Annotated in this window: 3 protein-coding genes and 1 pseudogene; 1 reads left to right on the top strand and 3 read right to left on the bottom strand. The window is 70.8% G+C overall.

Annotation, left to right across the window (positions count from 1 at the left end; all coding sequences use genetic code 11):
• The 3 genes and pseudogenes from Q0116_RS07140 to Q0116_RS07150 form a co-directional block, all read right to left on the bottom strand.
• Positions 1-438 (bottom strand): annotated as a pseudogene (locus Q0116_RS07140) (DUF4382 domain-containing protein); the annotation flags it as partial.
• A gap of 130 nt (positions 439-568) precedes the next feature.
• Positions 569-1894, bottom strand: coding sequence for a 5'-deoxyadenosine deaminase (locus tag Q0116_RS07145; RefSeq protein WP_297886642.1), 1326 nt, complete (start codon positions 1892-1894; stop codon positions 569-571).
• A 412-nt stretch (positions 1895-2306) separates the two neighbouring features.
• Entirely contained in the window at positions 2307-2807 is a 501-nt protein-coding gene (locus tag Q0116_RS07150; protein ID WP_297886643.1) for an HPP family protein, read from the bottom strand.
• A gap of 80 nt (positions 2808-2887) precedes the next feature.
• Between Q0116_RS07150 and Q0116_RS07155 the strand changes: the two genes are divergently transcribed.
• A complete protein-coding gene (locus Q0116_RS07155; RefSeq protein WP_297886644.1) occupies positions 2888-3382 on the top strand; it encodes a metal-dependent hydrolase in 495 nt (164 codons plus the stop codon).
• Positions 3383-3501: the final 119 nt, after the last annotated feature.

Consider the following 3501-nt stretch of genomic DNA (forward strand, 5'->3'; position numbering starts at 1 on the left):
CCCGTCGTCGTCGGTCTCGGTGACGTTTTCACCGGTGTCGTCGTCAGTCTCGGTGGCGTTTTCACCGGTGTCGTCGTCTGATTCCCCCTCATCGTCTTCCTCGTCTGCCGCCTCTTCGTCCTCTTCCTCGTCCTCGCCGTCGCGGGCCTCGAACACGCGGGCCCGGTCGAGGGTGACGTCCAGCCGGTCGAAGTCGCCGATGTCGGCCGGAGCGTCGCTGATGAGGAGCCGGAAGGTCCCGGTAGTCGTTCCCGAGCCGCCGTCCGAGCCGTCGGAGCCGTCCGAGCCTCCGGACGACGGGAGCGATCCCTCGCCGGCGCAGCCGGCGAGCAGCGTCGCGCTCGCGCCGGCGCCGAGGGCCACGAACTTCCGTCGGCCGAGGCCGCCGTCTGTCGGCTGCGATCCGTCGTCGCCTGTCGTCCGCGATCGGTCCGTCATGGTGGTTCGACGAACGGGCCGCGGACGGGTATAAATCGGCGATACTCCGGTCGGATTTACGCCGATAAAGCCCATTTTAGCGGGTATCACCGGGTTTCTCGGCGGGAAGGCCGCTCTCGGCGAGCGCGGGCTACGGTTCGGCCGTGTCGATGCCGGCCGCGTCGACCACGCGCTCCGCGTGGCGCGTCGCTCGCTCGCGGACCGCCGCCGCGTCGGTCCCGACGTGCTCGCCGTCCGCGTAGCGGACCGCGCCGTCGACCATGGTGAAGGTCACGTCGTCGCCGTGGGCCGCGTACACGAGGTGCGAGAGGGGGTCGTGGAGCGGCGTCGCGCGCGTCAGATCGGTCGTGATCCCGATCACGTCGGCGCGGTGTCCCTCGCGCAGCGCGCCGAGGCGGTCGAAGCCGGCGGCGCGAGCGCCGTGTTCGGTCGCCATCTCCAGCACGGTCGCGGCCGGGAGGCGGGTCGGGTCGCGGGCGTCGACCTTGCCGAGGAGGCTCGCCTGCCGCATCTCGGTGAAGGGGTCGAGCGTGTTGTTACACGGCGGGCCGTCGTTGCCGAGCGCGACCGCCATCCCGCGGTCGAGGTAGTCCTGGACCGGGGCGATCCCCGAGGCGAGCTTCATGTTCGAGGAGGGACAGTGGGTGACGACCGTGTCCGTCTCGGCGAGCACCTCGCGCTCGCGCTCGTCGGTGTGGACGCAGTGCGCGAGCGTCACGTCCGGCCCGGTCAGGCCGACCTCGTCGAGCCAGAGGACGTTGCGCCGCCCGGTGTCGGCCTCGACCGTCTCGATCTCGTCCTCGTTCTCGCTGGCGTGGGTGTGGATCGTCACGCCGTCGTACCGGTCGGCCAGTTCGCGGCAGCCGCGCAGGCAGGCCTCGGTACAGGTGACGGCGAACCGCGGCGTGACCGCGTACCGGACGCGGCCGTCGGCGGCCCCGTGGTACTTCCGGATGAGCGCCTCGCTCTCCGCGAGCGCGGCGTCGGTCTCCTCGAGGAGCCCCTCCGGCGAGTCGCGGTCCATCAGCACCTTCCCGAGCCGGGCGCGGATCCCCGCCTCGATCGCGGCCTCGAACGCTTCCGCGGCGTGGTTCACCGAGAGGTGGTCGACGACGGTCGTCGTCCCCGATTCGAGGCACTCCAGGTAGCCGAGTTCCGCGGCCGCCCGGGTCGCCTCGGCGTCCATCGCGGCCTCCATCGGTAACACGGCGTCGAACAGCCAGTCGAGGAGCGCGGCGTCGTCCGCGATGCCCCGCCCCAGCGACTGGACGGAGTGAACGTGGCCGCCGACGAGGCCGGGCGCGACGAGGTCGAACTCGCGGCGCTCGTGGTCGGGGTAGCGGTCCCGCAGGGCGCTCTCGTCGCCGACCGCGGCGATCGTGTTCCCCTCGACGACGACGGCGCCGTCGGGGATGACGGTCTCGGAGTCGGCCACGACGGTTCCGGCGATCAACATGTCCGTCCGTTCCTGACGGTCAGTCGGTAAGAGGCTGTCCGTTCCGTGGTCTCTGTTCTCTCGGCGTTTTGAGGTGCTGAGGTGGTCGATAACTGATATTGCGGTGGCGCGTGCCTGGGAGGCCGCATCGCGGCCGAGCAGCACGCGCGAGGGCTGCGGCGACCGGAGCGAAGCTGCGGGAGCCGCGAGGTTGGGGAGGCGTGAGGTGCGGGGCTGTGCGGTGCGGGGTGGGACTCAAAGGGGCAGCCGGGAGGCGGGCGCAGGCGACGCGAGCACCGCAGGGAGTGAGCGAAGCGAACGACCGAGGAGCGCGGCGAGCGTGCGCCCGCCTCCCGGCTGGGGTTTTGGATGCGTTCCCCGCAGATCCGCCGTCAGCTATCCGTCGAAACCGATCGTAACAGTCCGATTCGATCTATTCCAGTCGGCGGTCGCGGAACGCGCGGATCACGTCCTGGCGGGCGATGATCCCGACTATCCGGCCGTCGTCGTCGACCACGGGTACGCGGTTGATGTCGGGGTCGTCGCCGACGAGGAGGTCCAGTACGTCGTCGACGGGCGCGTCCGGCGTCACCGTCGCCACGTCGGCGCTCATCACGCCGGAGACGGGCCGGTCCGCGTTGCGGATCATGTCGACGCCGAGGTCGAGGTCGGCCCACGGGCGCTTCACCTGGTACGAGAGCGTGTCGACGAACGGCGGGAGCCCGACGGGGATCCACAGCGTCTCGTCCTCGGGTTCGAACAGGTCGACGAGGTCGGACTCGGTGATGACCCCCACCACCCGCTCGTCGTCGTCGACGACGGGGAACCCGCTGAACTCGTAGCGGGCGAACCGCTTGAACACGTCTGCGACGTCGTCGTCCGGCGAGACCGTCTTCACGTCCGACTCCATCAGGTCGCGGGCGGTCAGTGACATACCGGACGGTCACGGCCGGAGGCCGTAGGCGTTTCGCCCCCGACGGAACGCACTTACCGACCCGGGACGCAGTCGATCGCGTGTACCGCAACGGTCACGTCGGGGCGTCGCTGGTCGTCTACGCCCCGTTCGGGTTCCTCGTCACCGCCCTCGCCTCGATCGAGGTCGCCGCCGCCGGCGCGTTCGGCGTCGCCTCGCTGGCGATGGTCCCCGACCTCGACACGCGGGTCCCGTTCGTCGAGCACCGGGGGATCACGCACACCGTCTGGTTCGCGCTGCTGGTCGGCGTCGCCTTCGGGATCGTCGGGGCGGCGGTCGGATTCCGGGGTGGAGTCCCCGAGGCGATCCTGTTCGGCGGCGCGGGGTTCCTGTTCGGCGCGGTGACGATCGGCTCGCACCTCCTCGCGGACGCGCTCACGCCGATGGGCGTCCGACCGTACGCGCCCGTCCGAGACGACGAGTACACGCTCGACCTGGTCAGGGCGGCGAACCCGCTCGCGAACTACGCGCTGTTGGGGCTCGGCCTCATCGTGGTCACAGTCGCGCTCGTCGCCGGTGAAGCGGTTCCGGCGTAGGCGGACGGCGGGGTGACGTGAACGAAGGGATCGCGAGCGCTGACGCTCGGCGGACTGTGAGTCGAGAAGATGGCCGGGGTGGGCTCCGAACCCACGATCTCCGCATGTCCCAGGTCCGA

Source organism: uncultured Halorubrum sp. (assembly GCF_937146585.1).
GTDB lineage: Archaea > Halobacteriota > Halobacteria > Halobacteriales > Haloferacaceae > Halorubrum > Halorubrum miltondacostae.